Origin of the sequence: Kitasatospora sp. NPDC058048, from assembly GCF_042885555.1 — a bacterium.
In the GTDB taxonomy this organism is placed as follows: domain Bacteria; phylum Actinomycetota; class Actinomycetes; order Streptomycetales; family Streptomycetaceae; genus Kitasatospora; species Kitasatospora lactacystinica.
Genome location: NZ_JBHVRT010000021.1, coordinates 93,470 through 106,805, shown reverse-complemented (window position 1 = coordinate 106,805; position 13,336 = coordinate 93,470). Strand labels below are relative to the sequence as shown.

The 13,336-nt window shown below is 74.7% G+C and carries 16 protein-coding genes; 12 read left to right on the top strand and 4 right to left on the bottom strand.

Annotated features, from left to right (window positions below; genetic code table 11):
- Positions 1–281 precede the first annotated feature (281 nt).
- A complete protein-coding gene (locus ACFVVA_RS22755; protein ID WP_387692022.1) occupies positions 282–1,058 on the top strand; it encodes a class I SAM-dependent methyltransferase in 777 nt (258 codons plus the stop codon).
- Between the two features lie 134 nt (positions 1,059–1,192).
- On the opposite strand, the gene ACFVVA_RS22750 is transcribed toward ACFVVA_RS22755, so the two are convergent.
- Both ACFVVA_RS22750 and ACFVVA_RS22745 read right to left on the bottom strand, forming a co-directional pair.
- Entirely contained in the window at positions 1,193–2,596 is a 1,404-nt protein-coding gene (locus ACFVVA_RS22750) for a carotenoid oxygenase family protein (protein ID WP_387692020.1), read from the bottom strand.
- The gene (locus ACFVVA_RS22745; RefSeq protein ID WP_387692018.1) at positions 2,593–3,225 is read right to left on the bottom strand and encodes a TetR/AcrR family transcriptional regulator; all 633 of its coding nucleotides are present in this window, start codon (positions 3,223–3,225) and stop codon (positions 2,593–2,595) included. Before ACFVVA_RS22745 ends, ACFVVA_RS22750 begins: the two co-directional genes overlap by 4 nt.
- A gap of 128 nt (positions 3,226–3,353) precedes the next feature.
- Between ACFVVA_RS22745 and ACFVVA_RS22740 the strand changes: the two genes are divergently transcribed.
- The 11 genes from ACFVVA_RS22740 (at position 3,354) to ACFVVA_RS22690 (ending at position 11,927) form a co-directional block, all read left to right on the top strand.
- Positions 3,354–4,151, top strand: coding sequence for a hypothetical protein (locus ACFVVA_RS22740; RefSeq protein WP_387692016.1), 798 nt, complete (start codon positions 3,354–3,356; stop codon positions 4,149–4,151).
- 325 nt (positions 4,152–4,476) lie between these two features.
- Entirely contained in the window at positions 4,477–4,806 is a 330-nt protein-coding gene (locus ACFVVA_RS22735) for a hypothetical protein (protein ID WP_387692014.1), read from the top strand.
- Between the two features lie 32 nt (positions 4,807–4,838).
- Complete coding sequence (locus ACFVVA_RS22730; protein ID WP_387692012.1) at positions 4,839–5,528, top strand: alpha/beta hydrolase; 690 nt, start codon at positions 4,839–4,841, stop codon at positions 5,526–5,528.
- A 329-nt stretch (positions 5,529–5,857) separates the two neighbouring features.
- The gene (locus tag ACFVVA_RS22725; RefSeq protein WP_387692010.1) at positions 5,858–7,045 is read left to right on the top strand and encodes a serine hydrolase domain-containing protein; all 1,188 of its coding nucleotides are present in this window, start codon (positions 5,858–5,860) and stop codon (positions 7,043–7,045) included.
- A 66-nt stretch (positions 7,046–7,111) separates the two neighbouring features.
- The gene (locus tag ACFVVA_RS22720) at positions 7,112–8,041 is read left to right on the top strand and encodes an aminoglycoside phosphotransferase family protein (protein WP_387692008.1); all 930 of its coding nucleotides are present in this window, start codon (positions 7,112–7,114) and stop codon (positions 8,039–8,041) included.
- 141 nt (positions 8,042–8,182) lie between these two features.
- Positions 8,183–8,539, top strand: a complete 357-nt coding sequence (locus ACFVVA_RS22715) for a DUF6204 family protein (protein WP_387692006.1) — start codon at positions 8,183–8,185, stop codon at positions 8,537–8,539.
- 75 nt (positions 8,540–8,614) lie between these two features.
- Complete coding sequence (locus tag ACFVVA_RS22710; RefSeq protein WP_387692004.1) at positions 8,615–9,160, top strand: MarR family winged helix-turn-helix transcriptional regulator; 546 nt, start codon at positions 8,615–8,617, stop codon at positions 9,158–9,160.
- Positions 9,161–9,345: 185 nt separating this feature from the next.
- Positions 9,346–10,032, top strand: coding sequence for a methyltransferase domain-containing protein (locus ACFVVA_RS22705; protein WP_387692002.1), 687 nt, complete (start codon positions 9,346–9,348; stop codon positions 10,030–10,032).
- Complete coding sequence (locus ACFVVA_RS22700) at positions 10,029–10,352, top strand: sulfurtransferase TusA family protein (protein WP_387691999.1); 324 nt, start codon at positions 10,029–10,031, stop codon at positions 10,350–10,352. The genes ACFVVA_RS22705 and ACFVVA_RS22700 overlap by 4 nt, the downstream gene beginning before the upstream one ends.
- A 124-nt stretch (positions 10,353–10,476) precedes the next feature.
- Positions 10,477–11,436, top strand: a complete 960-nt coding sequence (locus tag ACFVVA_RS22695) for a polysaccharide deacetylase family protein (RefSeq protein ID WP_387691998.1) — start codon at positions 10,477–10,479, stop codon at positions 11,434–11,436.
- 41 nt (positions 11,437–11,477) lie between these two features.
- Complete coding sequence (locus ACFVVA_RS22690; protein ID WP_387691996.1) at positions 11,478–11,927, top strand: hypothetical protein; 450 nt, start codon at positions 11,478–11,480, stop codon at positions 11,925–11,927.
- 72 nt (positions 11,928–11,999) lie between these two features.
- Here the strand turns inward: ACFVVA_RS22690 and ACFVVA_RS22685 are convergent, their stop codons facing one another.
- Both ACFVVA_RS22685 and ACFVVA_RS22680 read right to left on the bottom strand, forming a co-directional pair.
- Positions 12,000–13,019: a MerR family transcriptional regulator gene (locus ACFVVA_RS22685; protein WP_387691993.1), complete on the bottom strand. Its 1,020-nt coding sequence runs from the start codon at positions 13,017–13,019 to the stop codon at positions 12,000–12,002.
- Positions 13,020–13,062: 43 nt separating this feature from the next.
- Positions 13,063–13,326, bottom strand: a complete 264-nt coding sequence (locus ACFVVA_RS22680) for a hypothetical protein (RefSeq protein ID WP_387691991.1) — start codon at positions 13,324–13,326, stop codon at positions 13,063–13,065.
- Positions 13,327–13,336: the final 10 nt, after the last annotated feature.

Sequence of the window (13,336 nt, the reverse complement as noted above, 5' to 3'; positions counted from 1 at the left end):
ATCATCGGATCGTCGCAGAGCGCGCCATGATCCGGAACAAAGAGCAGGGAAAACCCCGGCCATGACCCGCACATACCAGGCCCCGAGCGCAGGGACCGTGACGAACCCTCCCCCGCGCGCCGGCGGCCGCCCGTCCGCGCCCCGTCCACCGTCGGCCCTGTCCGGCCCCTGTCCGACCCCTGTCCGACCGCCGTCCGGCCCCGTCCTGCCCCTGTCCCACCGCCGTCCGGCCGCCGGAAATCGATTGCCCGCCACTGGGGCGCTGGCTAGCGTTGCCCGACATGACCGCGACCCCCGCCATCCCCGACTGGCGCACCGCCAACCGTGCGAACTGGGACGAGCGCGTGCCCGTCCACGCCACCGGCCCGTTCTACGACCTGCCCGGCTTCGTCGCGGGCCGTGACACCCTCCAGGACTTCGAGCCCGCCGAGGTCGGCGACGTCACCGGTCGCACGCTGCTCCACCTCCAGTGCCACCTCGGGCTCGACACCCTCTCCTGGGCCCGCCGCGGCGCCGTCGTCACCGGACTGGACTTCTCCGCCCCGGCCGTCGCGGCCGCCGCCGACCTCGCCACCCGGATCGGCGCCGACGACGCCCGGTTCGTCACCTCCGACGTCTACGAGGCCGCCGAGGCGCTCGACGGACGGACGTACGACATCGTCTACACCGGCTTCGGCGCGCTCTGCTGGCTCCCCGACCTCGCCCGCTGGGCCCGGACGGTCGCCGCGCTCCTCACCCCCGGCGGCTTCCTCTACCTCGCCGAGCACCACCCGGTGGCCGACGTCCTCTCCGACGACGGGCGCAGCTTCGAGGAGGACTACTTCGAGCGCACCCCGATCCTCGTCGACCACCCCGGCACCTACGCCGACCCGGACGCCCGGCTCGACGCCACCGTCACCGTCCAGTGGCAGCACGGCCTCGGCGAGGTCGTCACCGCGCTGGCCGAGGCCGGGCTCCGTCTGGACTTCCTCCACGAGCACGCCCACGCCCACTACCGCGTCCCCGCCGGCTCCCCCGCGCCGCAGTCCTACTCCCTGCGTGCCACCCGGCCCCGCTGAGCCGGCCGCCGCACCCCTCACCGTCCTCGCGGCCCGCGCCGCCGTCGAGACCCCCGTTCCCTACGCCGACCCGCCCCCACGGCTCCACTGAGCGCGGTCCCCCTCATGCTCACGGCGGGCACAGATGTGCCCCCTCAGCTCCAGCCCGTGTCCCCGCCCGGCACCCAGTTGCCGTGCAGGCCCAGCGGTACCCGCACCGGCAGGTGGACACGGGCGAGGGGCTCGCCGGTGAAGTCCTGGGCGGCGAGGATCACCAGGTCCGCCGCGCCCCGGTCCGGGTCGTGGACGTAGGCCATCAGATAGCCGTCGTCCTCCGCCGTCGGCGACTCCGCGGGCACGAACACCGCCTCGCCCACCGCCCCGTCACGCCCGAAGTCGTGGACCTCGACGGTTCCCCGGCTCAGGTCGTGCTTGAGCAGGGCGTTGCGGAAACCCTCGTCCGGGCGGCCGCCCCCGGGGCCGGCCGCGGGCGCGTAGAGCTCGACGGCGGCCGCGTAGCCGTAGCGGTGAGGGCGCCCGGTGTGACGGGAGTTGACGCGCGGGAAGTCCTGGACCCGGTCGTCCAGCCGCTCCTCCCGCACCGTCCCCGCCGCCAGGTCGATCGTCCAGCGGTCGAGCGTGGGCCGGCTCGCGCCGATGTCGCGCAGGTCGAGGCCCGGCGGGTGCCGCACGACGTCGACCACCAGTGAATCCGCCGTCCGCTCGTACGCGTTGAGGGTGTGGCCGACCAGGTGCGGCGCGAGCTCGAACCACCGCACCGCGCCGCCCTCGCGCGGCATCACCCCGATCCGCGCGGCGCGCCGCCCGTCCCAGGTGAAGGGCACCCCGGTGGCCAGGTGCGCCGCACTGAACACCACCGGCGTGTCGTACAGCAGCACGAACCGCTCGGTGAGCGCGAAGTCGTGCATGTACGGGTTCCCGGGCACCTCGATCAACGTGCTGCGCCGGACGGCGCCGGCGGCGTCCATCACGATGTGCTGCACCCGGTCGGAGCCGTACCGGAAGGCCAGCGAGTGCAGTTCCCCGCTGTGCGGGTCGAGGATCGAATGGGCGTTGGCGCTGAACCCCTCCGGTGTGGCGCCCAGTTCGCACGGCCCCACCGTGTCCAGCTCGTAGGTGAGTTCGTACGGGCGGAGGCCGCCTTCGATCAGCGCGTAGGTGCGCCCGGCGAGGCCCGCGACCTGCACGTTGGGGGAGATGTCCAGCCGTTCGTCGACGGGCGTGCCACGCCGGGGCTCGCCGAGCCGGTCGGCGACCGCACCGGAGCGGACCCAGCGGTTGCGGTACCACTCGGCGCGCCCGTCCCGGATCCGGACGCCGTGCACCATGCCCGCGCCGAGGGTCCACAGGTGCGCGGCCGGGTCCTCGATGCCCAGCGGATTGGGGCCGTTGCGCAGGTAGCGCCCGTCGAGGTGGGCCGGTATGCGGCCGGTGACGGGCAGGTCGTGAGCGGTGGTCTCCTCGGTCACCGGGGCGAAGTTCCCGCGCAGGAAGCGGTTGCGGCTCGTGCCGTCACGGTCCGGACCGTCGGTGCTCATGGTGTCGACCTCTCGTCAGGTGATGGGGAGGCGGCGAAGGCCCGTCCCAGCGCGGCCATCAGCGCCTCGTAGCGCGCCCCGGCCTCGGCCGGCGCGAAGTGGCCGGCGAGTTCCAGGCTCACCGCGCCGTGGGTGGCCGCCCAGAAGAGCTTGGAGACCTCGTGGGCGTCGCCGGGCCGGAAGACCCCGGCCGCGATGCAGGCCTCCACGGCAGTCACCGAGGCACCGAACGCGCCGTCCGCGACGGCCAACGCCTCGGCGCCCGGCCGGAATCCGGGGACCGGCTGCTCGAACATCACCCGGTAGTAGGCGGGTTCGGCGATCGCCCGCTCCCGGTAGGCCCGGCCGAGCGCGGTCAGAAAGGCCAACGGGTCGTCCCCGCGGGGGACTTGCTCCTGCGCCCGGCGCAGCCGAGCGAAGCCTTCCCGGTACAGCGCGTCCAGCAGCCCCTCCTTCCCGCCGAACATCGTGTACAGCACCTTGGTCGAGGAGCCGATCTCGGCGGCGATCCGGCGCACGGTCAGTGCGGCGGGGCCTTCGGCGACGAGGAGGACGATGGCGCGGTCGAGGATCACGGCGCGCACGGCATCCTGGCCGACCCGCTGCGCGTCCTGGTAGGGCGTGCTCATGGGTAACAACGTAACTAGCGGGAAACAGTGTTACCAGCCTTTGCGTGCAACGGATTTCGAAACCCACCCGGCCCGACCGTCCGGCCACCCCGACTAGACTGGCGCGCTCGAAGCCGAGGGAGTCAGCGATGAGCGGTGCCACCCGCTGCGACCAGGTCGCGGCCGAGGCGGGCCTGGGTGAACGGCGACGGCTGTACCGGACGAGCCGCCGGATCGGCGACGGAGTGGGCAAATGGGGCCTGGGGCTGCCCGGCATCCTCGTCGTCGCCGCCTCCGGCTGGACCTGGTGGGGCGCCGTCCTCGCGGTCGCCGCCGTAGTGGCGGCCGCCTGGGCCTACAAGAACGTGCCGCCGCGCTCCGGGCTGGTCGCCGTGGCGCGCTACGAGGGCGGCCTCGTCCTCCACCACGCCGGCGGCGACTTCCGCGCCCTGCCCTGGGAGGCCATCGAGAGCTACGAGTACATACCCTCCCGGATGGAGTTCCGCGGCAACCTGGGCATCGAGCACTTCGGCCGCGTCGTCATCCTGGCGCGCGGCCGCGAAACCCCCTTCGTGGTCTCGAAACTGGCGGGCCGTTATGAACCGGGGCTGGCCGAGGCCATCCGCGCGGGGCTGATGCCGCGCCGCACCGCGCCGCTGCACGAGCGGTTCGAGGCGGAGGGGCACGTCGTGTTCGGGACGGTGCTCGCCGTGCTGCCCGCGGGGCTCCTCCTCGACCCCGGCAGCGACCACCTCGCGGCCCCGCTGCCGTGGAGCGAGCTCCAGGACGTCACCGCCGAGGACACGCGCGAGCTCCGGATCACGGCGCGCACCGAACCGGGCCCGGGCGGACGGGTCGTCACCCGCGTCCTCACCGATGCGGACGTCGTCGCGGCGTTCCTCCGGGAGACCCGGGAGAAACTCCTGCCGGAGCAGCACGCCGAGTGACCTGGCCGCGCGACCGGAGCCGCGCGACCGGAGCCGCGCAACCGGGGCCGCGGCCCCACCCCGAGCGCACCGGTCGACTCGACCGCCGTTCGCCAGGGCGCGCCAACCCCGCGCCACGGTGCGACCGTTGACATGCGCCGGGCATCCGTCGCGGCACCGGCGGCACCGGGTCCGCGAGCCGTGCTGCGCCGACCGGGTCAACCTCGGCACCGGACTGTACGCGGACGCCCGGTCGGCTCGTTCTGCTGTACATGCCTCCCCCGATCCCGACGCCACCACCGCTGCCCGCGCACAGCACCGCACGGAACGCCGCTCGGAGGTTCCCGTGGCCGTGATCGGCCGTGCGGCGGCCACCGTGGTCGCGCTGGGCATCCTGCTCATCCCGGCCGCCGTCACGGCGGGCACCGACCTGCCGCCCGAGCTCGGCGCGGGCTGGTGGGAGGTGTCGGCCAACGCCGCCAACGTCCGGGTCGACCACTTCGGCGAGGAGACCGTCATCGGGTTAGCCCGTTCGGGTGACCGGGTCGAGGTCGTGGACACCTGGACCTCACCGCTCGGCGCCCGCTGGGCGAAGGTCATGGTGGTGCGCACCCGGGACTCCGGCTGGGTCCTGTGGTCCCTCCTCGCGCACCGGGACCCGTCCTCGGAACCGTAGAATCCGCCTGTACACATCAGGAGGGATTTCGCGTGTTCCGAGCGCAGCGTCCGCGCACCGCAGAGCTGACCCCACGACCGGGCGAGGAGCCGGTCACCGGCGTCGCCCTGCTGCTGCCGGGCGGATTCCTCCGTAGCCGGCGCGCACCGATGAAGGTCGCCGAGCTGGGCCTGCGGGACCTGGCCGCCGAGCTCACCGACCGCGGCCGTCCGCACGGCCTCGCGGTGCACCTGCTGCGCTACCGCCACGGCGGCTGGAACGGCGCGGACGCCGACACCGCCGTCGACACCCTGTGGGCGCTCGACGAGCTGGCCCGGCTGTACCCCGGCGCACCCGTCGTCCTGATCGGCAACTCGCTGGGCGGGCGCGCCGCCTTCTGGTGCGCCGGGCACCCGTCCGTGGTCGGCGTGGCCGGGATCGCCCCCTGGCTGCCCAGCGGCGACCCGGTCGACCAGCTGGCCGGGCGGCGGGTGCTGATCGTCCACGGCACCGGGGACCACAGCTCCGCCAGTGCCACCCAGTCCCTGGAGTACGCGCTGCGCGCCCGCCGGGTCGTCCCGGACCTCGCGCGGTACGAGGCCCCGGGCGCCAACCACCTGCTGATCCGCGAGTCCCGCGACATCAGCGCGCTGACCACCGCGTTCACCCTCGCCACCCTGGGCGCCGAGCCCGCACCGCTGATGACGGGAGCGGTCTGCACCCGGCTCCCGGCCCGGGTGTAGGCCCCGGCCGGGAGCACCCCGCCGCGCCCCGCGCCGTCCAGCGCCGTCCCGCACCCCGGGCCTCCCCTGCCGATCGGCAGGGGAGGCCCGGTCGCTTTCCGGCAGGATTCCTGCCGATCGGCACATGCGCGAACGGGGTTCCGGCGATCAGTCTTGGAGTCACCGCGACGGCGGCCACCCGGGCCGCCGTGGAAGGGAGTCTCCACCGTGTTCCCCGACCACGATCTCCACCTCCGCACCGATCGGATGCAACTGAACGACCGTCAGCTTCTTGTTCTCCGGGGCGGATCACTCCGCCCCTCACTCGTCCTCACGACACCGGAGAACCCATGCCCGTCACCAAGCCTGCCGCCCTCGCGCTCGACCTCGCCGCCCTGCTCCTCACGGCCGTGCCTGCCGCACCCGCCCTCGGCCAGGCGCCGCCCGGCGGTCCCGATCCGGCCGTCCTCGATGCCGCGATCGCCGCCCGGCCGGGAGACCCTGCCGCGGGTGTGATCGCCCGGGTGACGGTCGACGGCCGGGCCTGGCGCGGCAGCGCCGGCGATCCGGTGAGCGGGCGGCCGGTGGCAGCGAACGCCGCGTTCCGGATCGGCAGCATCAACAAGACCTTCGTTGCCGCGGTGGTGCTCCAGCTCGCCGCCGAACAGCGGATCTCCCTGGACGGCACCGTCCAGCAGTACCTGCCCGGCACGCTGCCCGCCGGCTTCACCCTGCCGATCACCGTACGTCAACTCCTCGACCACACCAGCGGACTGCCACAGGTCGTCGAGGGTCCGGACACCCAGGATCCCGACGAACTGATAGCGCGCCGCTTCGGGCTGGAGACGCTCGACCAGGTCGTCCAGAAGACGCTCCACCCCGAGGACGGGCACGAGGTCACTCCGTCCTTCGCCCCGGGAGCCGCCCAGGAGTACAACAACTTCAACTACCGGCTGGCGGGCCGGATCATCGAGCAGGTGACCGGGCACACGATCAGGGAGGAAGTGACGGCCCGCATCCTGAAGCCGCTCGGCCTGCGGCACACCGAGGTGCCGGAGGGCAGGCCCACGATGCCCGAGCCCCACCTGACCGGCTACTTCGCCGACAGGGCCGGCACCCCGGTCGACGTCTCCGAGCAGGGCGGCAACTCGGAGTCGATGGTGTCCACCCCGGCCGACCTGGACGTCTTCCTGCGCGCCCTGCTGGACGGCGAGCTCCTGCCGCCCCAGCAGCTGAACGACCTGCTCACCCTGCCGCGGGACGCCTCCGGCCGGCTGCTGCCCGTACGCGGAGCCGGCGAGTGCCGGTTCGGTCCGGACAAGGGACGGGCCTGCTACAGCGCCGGGCTGATGGCCATCCCGCTGCAGGACGGCACGGTGCTCTGGGGCAAGACCGGGCACGACCTCGGGTACTCCGACGGCCTCTTCACCACCCCGGACCTGCGCAGGAGGCTGGTCTACTCCGTCGGCACCGGGGACGGCACCCCGGCACCGGCGCTCCGCCTCGCCGCCACGACCTTCGGGCCCTTCGCGCCCTGAGCCCGACCGAACCAGCGACGACCGAACCTAACCGCCCCCTCCTCCCCCACCATCGAAGGGAACCGAATGATCAGCATTCCCGGCGGGCTCGCCCGCGCCACCGTCGACCGCGAGGGAGCCCCCGGCGCGGCCTGGATCGCCGAACTCCCCGGCCTCGCCGCCGAGCTGCTGGAACGCTGGGGCTGCGTGCCGGACGGCGCCGCCACCCACGGCGGGGTCGGCCTGATCCTCCCGGTCCGGCAGGCGGCCGAGCGCGCGGCCGTACTGAAGATCTCGTTCCCGCACCCGGGCAACGTGCACGAGCCGGACGCCTTCGCGGTGTGGGCGGGCCGGGGCGCCGTCCGGCTCTACGAACGGGACGACGAGCGCTTCGCGATGCTGCTCGAACGGGCGAGCCCGACCACGCTCGCGGAGGTCCGGGACGGCGACGAGGTGCTGACGGTCGCCGGGCGGCTCAGCCGGCGGCTCGCCGTCCCGGCGCCCCCGGGCCTGCCCCGGCTGAGCGGGCAGGCCGCGGAATGGGAGGCCGGCCTGCGTACCGACGCGGCCTCCCTCTCCCACACCCTGCCGGCCCGCACGGTCGGCGCCGCCCTCGCGACCGTCCGCGAACTCGCCCGCGTCCAGCCGGAGGTGCTCGTCCACGGCGACCTCCACCCCCGCAACATCCTGCGGGCGGAGCGCGAACCCTGGCTGGCCGTGGACCCCAAGGGCTGCGTGGGAGACCGCGCCTACGACGGCGGCACCCTGCTCAAGGTCCACGCCCTGACCCTGCTCGACGCGCCGGACCGGCAGCGCGCACTCCTCCGCGCGCTCGACGTCTTCTCCGAGGCCGCCGAGCTGGACCGCGAACGCCTCCGCCGCTGGGCCCAACTCCACGCCGTCCAGGCCGCCTTCCACGGTCGGCGGCACGGCTTCCGGCGCGCCCGGGAAGGCCCCGGGATCGACCGGCTCACCCGGTACGCGGACGGGCTCGCCGAAGCACTCACCCCCGACTGACCGGCGCACACCACCACCGACCACCACCGACGACCGCCTACGGGCACCCACGGAGGCCCGCGACCACCGACCGCCACCGAAAAACGCCCGGCCCAGGAATCACGTTGGCGGCCGGCGGCCCGCACTGCCTATGGTCGGGGGATGACCACTCGAACCTTCCGCATCATGGTGCGCGGCGTCTTCGACGGCCTCACCGACGAACAGCGCGCCGAACTGCTCGCCGCCGCACCCGCGCACGACGTGCTGCACGCCGCCTTCACCCGCGAGGGCCACCTCAGCTACGACCTCTCCGCACGGGCCGCCTTCACCTTCCGCTTCCTCGACGAGGGCGAGGCCGAGAAGGACATCCTGGAGGCCACCGAACGGGCCGAGCAGTCGGCGCGGGACTGGCTGACCGAACGCGGCTACGGCTGCAAGAACCTCCGCTCCCAGGCCGAGGACCTCTCCCAGGCGCCGCTCGGCAAGCGTCAGCGCCGCGCCGCCGCCACCGGTCGCTGAGCCGACCCCCTCCCCCTCCGCCACCTCCTTGACGGCTTCCTCCCGGGATATACTTGAGCAGTCAAGGAGGTGGCAATGACAGACCAGCCGGTCCAGCCCGAGCAGTCGGACCGATCGAAGCAGGTGGGACCCGTGCAGCAGACCGAGACCGCACCGGCCACGCCGGGCCCGAGCCCCGACCCGTTGGACACCGCCCTGCGGCTGGTCCGCGCCCAGACGGCCGTGGTCAAGCGCTTCGACGCGAGCCTCAGCGGCCTGCACGGCGTCAGCCTGGCCGACTTCACGATGCTGCTCCACCTCTCCCAGGCCCCCGGCGGCCGGATGCGCCGGGTCGACCTCGCCGAAGCCCTCGGGCTCACCGCCTCCGGCGTGACCCGCGGCCTCGCGCCGCTGGAGCGGATCGGCCTGGTCGCCCGCGAGGCCGCCGCCCGCGATGCCCGAGTCGCCTACGCCGCCCTCACCCCGACCGGCCGTGAGCGTCTCGCCGAGATGCTGCACACCGCCCGCCAGGTCGCCGCCGAGCACTTCGCGGCCGAGCAGTGGAGCCCCGAGGACCTCGGCCGGCTGTCCACCCTGCTCACCCGCCTCGGCGGCACCGCCCCCGGCCAGCGCCTCACCTGATCCACCCGGACCGCGCACCCACCACCCGCCCACCCTGCCCGCACGCACCGCCACCACCCCCGCCAGTCCCGCCGTCGGACCCCACCTCCTAGGCTGGCCCCGCACGACCCGTACCGCCCGCACCGACAGCACCACCCGCACCGACAGCACCGCGCGCACCGCACCACCCCGCGAAGGGCAGCACCATGACCGACACCCCCGGCACCGGGCCCGGCCTGGAAAGCGCCCTCGCCGACGCCCAACGCGCGCACTGGCAGCAGACCTACGCCGCCAACCCGGGCATGTACGGCGAGCGGCCCTCGGCCCCCGCCGAGTACGCCGCCGAGGTGTTCGCCGCCGCCGGGGCCCGGGACGTACTGGAACTCGGCGCCGGCCACGGGCGCGACGCGCTGCACCTCGCCCGTACCGGCTTCCGCGTGCTGGCCGCCGACTTCAGCCCGACCGCCCTGCACCAGCTGCGCACCGCCGCCACGGACCAGGGACTGGCCGACCGGCTCTCGGTCCTCGCCCATGACGTCCGCGACCCGCTGCCCCTTCCCGACGCCTCCGTCGACGCGGTCTTCGCCCACATGCTGCTCTGCATGGCGCTCTCCACCGAGGAGATCGAGGCGCTCGTCACCGAGGTCCGCCGGGTCCTGCGCCCGGGCGGCACCTTCGTCCACACCGTCCGCCACACCGGCGACGCCCACTACGGCGCCGGCACCGGCCACGGGGACGACATCTGGGAGCACGGCGGCTTCGCCGTCCACTTCTTCCCCCGCGAGCTGGTGGACGCGCTCGCCGAAGGCTGGCGCCTGACCGACGTCCATCCCTTCGAGGAGGGCGAACTGCCCCGCCGCCTCTGGCGCATCACCCAGGAGACCCCGCGATGACCGCACCCGACGCCGCCGCCCCCGACGCCGCCGCCCCCGACCTCACCGTCGACGGCACCGGCCTGCTCTGCGTCCAGCTGCTGCTCCGGCTGTGCGCGCAGATCGCACACCTCCCGGCCGGCGCCGTGGTCCACATCCACACCACCGACCCCGCCGCCCCGCTCGACCTCCCCGCCTGGTGCCATCTGACCGGCCACGCCTACCTCGGCCAGGTCCCGTACGAGGCCACCGACCGCGAGGTGTACGCGCTGCGGCTCACCTCCGCCCCGGTCCGCACCCGCCCCGACCGCCCCTGGCACCCGGCACCCGCCACCGACTGACCGACCCCACCCTCCGCTCGCCCCACGCCGCCGCTCGCGCCGTCCCGCCGGACGCCCACCCCGCCCGACCGCGTCGCCCGGAAACCCCGCGCATCCATCCCCACCGCCGGGACAGACTGCGTCCATGCCCGCAGCCGACGCCACACCCACACCCGCACCCCCGCACTCACCCGCACCCCCCACCGCCAACCACCTCCTCGGCCACCCGCCCGACGCCCGCCTCCTGCTGCTCAACTGCGACGACCTCGGCCTGGACGAGTCCGTCAACCTCGCCGTGGTCGACGCCGTCCGGAACGGCATCGCCGCCTCCTGCAGCCTGATGACGCCCTGCGCCGCCGCGCCGCACGCGCTCCGGCTGCTGCGCCGGCACCCGGAGGTCCCCTTCGGCGTCCACCTCACGCTGGTCTGCGAGTCCGCGGACCGCCGCTGGGGGCCGCTCGCCGCCCGTGACCGGGTGCCCTCCCTCCTCGACGCCTCCGGAGGGTTCTTCGCCCCTACCCCCGCCGGACGCGCCGCACTGCTCGCCCGGGCCCGACTCGACGACGTCGAGCGCGAGTTCCGCGCCCAGATCGACGCGGTCGCGGTGGCCGGCCTCGCCCCGACCCACCTCGACTTCCACTGCCTGGCCGACGGCGGCCGCGAGGACGTCCTCGACCTCACCCTCGCCCTCGGCGCCGAGTACGGCCTGGCGGTCCGGGTCTGGCTGCCGCCCGCACTCGCCCGGCTGCGCGCGCAGGGCCTGCCGGTGGTGGACCACGGCTTCCTCGACAGCTTCACCGTCCCTCTGGACGACAAGCCCGCCCACTACGCCCGCCTGCTCGCCGCGCTCCCCCCGGGCCTCACCGAGTGGGCCCTGCACCCCGGCACGGCCGACCCGAGGACAGACCCGAACCACCACGCCCCGGAGGACGGTTGGCGCGTCCGGCACACCGACCACGCGTTCCTCGTGTCCCCCGGGGCCCGCCGGCTGCTCACCGAGCTCGGCATCACCGTCCTCGGCTACCGCACGCTCCAGGAGGCCTGGCAGCGTGCCCGAGGACGGCTCACGGCCGAGGCCCCCGGGCCGCCCGGTGTGCCACGATGAGGAGGTACGAACGATCCAGCGCCACAGGGAGGTTGACCGCCGTGGACCCGATCATCAGCTGCCGTTGGCAGGACCCGAACGGCGAGTGGGCCCTGACCGTCGGCCACAACGGCGACGACTGGGAGCTGCTCGCCTCCGCCCCCGCCTGGTCGGAGTCGATCCCCTTCTCGCACCCGGACGAGGTCCGCCGGCTCGCCCAGGCGCTGCTGGACCTGCCCGCCGACCCCGAGCCTTACGAGTTCGAATGGCAGCTCTCCCGCGCCGGTTCGGCCCGGGCCGAGGGCAAGCAGCAGCCGCACTTCGCGACCTTCGCCGTCGGCCTCGACCCCACCGACGACCACCGCCCCTACCTCGCCTACCAGTCCTACTACGACCTGGGCCGGGCGACCGGAATCGGCCTGGAGGTGATCTGCGAGGACCCGCCGGTCGACCACCTCCGCGCCCAGGCCCACGCCTTCCTCACCACCTTCCCCGGCCCCGCCCGCCGATAGCCCCACCCCACCCTCCGGCACCCCCAGCCGCATCCGCACCCGCCGTCACGCTGCCCCGACCCCCGCGCCGGCTCACGCCACGGCGCGCACCGCCCAGTTCACCTCGGCCGCCCAACTCTTCGGTGCGGACCAGTCGTTGACCACCGCCAGCAGCTCCAGGTACCGCTCCCGCCGCGGATCGGCCATCGCCCCCAGCCGCTCCGCCAAACGGCCACGCAGCGCCCCGGCATCTCCCGGCACCGCCCCCGCGCACCACCGCCCGTACCGCTCCACCAACTCCGCGACGACGGCCGCCGCCTCCACCGACTCCGGCTCCACCCCGGCCGCGACCGCCGGTCCGGCCAACTCCCTCACTGCCACGGCCAGTCCGGGCCTCGGCACATGCGCAGCGGCCCGCACCGCCCCGGCCACCTCCTCCGCCGCCGCCGCTTCCGCCTCGGCCGCCTCGGCCGCCTCGGCCTCGGCGAGCCCGCGCAGCAGCGCCCGGAACCCGGTGTCCCCCGCCAGCCGCGCCAACTCCACCCAGGCCTCGACCTGTTCGACCGACGGTTCCTCCGGCAGCTCCGGCGTCAACGAACGCGCCGCGGCGGCGAACCGCCCGCCGTTCCCGATCCCGCCGTCCCCGATCCCACCGCCCCCTGTCCCGCCGTCCCTGATCCCGCCGAACACCCCCGCCAGGAACTCCCCGATCAGGTGCCCCCGTTCGTCCTCCGTGAGCCGGGCCAACTGGTGCACGAGCGTCAACTCCTCAGGCGTCGACCCGAGCCTGGCCACCGTCCCGAGCACGGCCCGCCGCAGTCGCAACACCCGGATCTGGACGTCGATCGCCTCCGCCTGCGCGGCGGCGACATCGGCCGGCGTCAGTTCGCGCTCCACCACCCGCCGGATCGCGGGCAGTCCGAGCCCGAGCTCCCGCAGGGTGCCGACCAGTTCCAGGCGGGCGACGGCGTCGGCGCCGTACCGCCGGTGGCCGGCCGGGTTGCGGTCGGCCGGCGGCACGATCCCCTGGTCCGAGTAGAAGCGGACGGTCTTGACCGTCAGCCCCGTCCGCCGGGCCAGCTCACCGATGGTGTAGGTCGTGTCGCCGTTCATGGCACCACCCTGCTACCTCCCCCCACGGGAGGTGCAAGCCTCCTCACCCGCGAGGCCCGCGAGGCCTGCGAGGCCCCTGGGACCCCTGGGACCGGTGGGGCCCGTCGGGCCCGCGCCGGTGCTCGCCCTCCCGCCCGGAGCGCCCGGAGCGCCCGGACCGCCGGGGCGTCCGCCAGGCGGCGAACAGCACGCCCGCCGCGCCGATGACCGCCTGGAGTGCCCCCGCACCGGCCGTCAGGCAGATCAGGGTGCACACCGCCAGGATCGCCATCAGCGCGATCAGGTCGAGCTTCCGGCCGTCCGTCACGACCCGGCGC

Coding starts and splice junctions, on each gene's coding strand:
- ACFVVA_RS22755 (WP_387692022.1), top strand. CDS start 282: ATGACCGCGACCCCCGCCATCCCCGACTGGCGCACCGCCAACCGTGCG.
- ACFVVA_RS22750 (WP_387692020.1), bottom strand. CDS start 2,596: ATGAGCACCGACGGTCCGGACCGTGACGGCACGAGCCGCAACCGCTTC.
- ACFVVA_RS22745 (WP_387692018.1), bottom strand. CDS start 3,225: ATGAGCACGCCCTACCAGGACGCGCAGCGGGTCGGCCAGGATGCCGTG.
- ACFVVA_RS22740 (WP_387692016.1), top strand. CDS start 3,354: ATGAGCGGTGCCACCCGCTGCGACCAGGTCGCGGCCGAGGCGGGCCTG.
- ACFVVA_RS22725 (WP_387692010.1), top strand. CDS start 5,858: ATGCCCGTCACCAAGCCTGCCGCCCTCGCGCTCGACCTCGCCGCCCTG.
- ACFVVA_RS22720 (WP_387692008.1), top strand. CDS start 7,112: ATGATCAGCATTCCCGGCGGGCTCGCCCGCGCCACCGTCGACCGCGAG.
- ACFVVA_RS22715 (WP_387692006.1), top strand. CDS start 8,183: ATGACCACTCGAACCTTCCGCATCATGGTGCGCGGCGTCTTCGACGGC.
- ACFVVA_RS22710 (WP_387692004.1), top strand. CDS start 8,615: ATGACAGACCAGCCGGTCCAGCCCGAGCAGTCGGACCGATCGAAGCAG.
- ACFVVA_RS22705 (WP_387692002.1), top strand. CDS start 9,346: ATGACCGACACCCCCGGCACCGGGCCCGGCCTGGAAAGCGCCCTCGCC.
- ACFVVA_RS22700 (WP_387691999.1), top strand. CDS start 10,029: ATGACCGCACCCGACGCCGCCGCCCCCGACGCCGCCGCCCCCGACCTC.
- ACFVVA_RS22695 (WP_387691998.1), top strand. CDS start 10,477: ATGCCCGCAGCCGACGCCACACCCACACCCGCACCCCCGCACTCACCC.
- ACFVVA_RS22685 (WP_387691993.1), bottom strand. CDS start 13,019: ATGAACGGCGACACGACCTACACCATCGGTGAGCTGGCCCGGCGGACG.